At 50.1% G+C, this 363-nt stretch carries 1 protein-coding gene; it reads right to left on the reverse strand.

Annotated elements, in window-relative coordinates:
- Positions 1–146 precede the first annotated feature (146 nt).
- Positions 147–363, reverse strand: a 217-nt coding sequence (locus IG168_RS20765; protein ID WP_226877205.1) for a hypothetical protein, incomplete at its 5' end; no start/stop codon positions are given.

A 363-nucleotide genomic window follows, 5' to 3' on the forward strand; every position in this document is an offset into this window, starting at 1 on the left:
CGAAGTTGGCGCTGTTGTCTCTACCGGGACCGGGATTCCGGCCCAACAACCGGTCAAAGTTGACAGGGAGATTATCGCTATGAGGTTCGCTCGGTTCATTGAGAGAACATAGAACATATGTTTTATGTTCATCAATTCAAAAAAACTCATCTCGGTAAGACCTCCGGAACGGTCCAGTCGAAAAAGACAACGTGCAAATTGGTGGGATTTTGCGTGTCGTCTGTAACTGCTTGTTCGCCATGGGCGACGGTTATAAGGGCCGTATGCTCGACGGATCCTCGCTGCGCGCCTGAAGGCGAGAAAGTAGCTTCTGTCCACGTGACCTGGAAACTGTCCTCACTCTTTTTTAAAGAGCTGAGCTCC

The organism is Microbulbifer hainanensis (assembly GCF_014904735.1).
Classification (GTDB): Bacteria; Pseudomonadota; Gammaproteobacteria; order Pseudomonadales; family Cellvibrionaceae; genus Microbulbifer; species Microbulbifer hainanensis.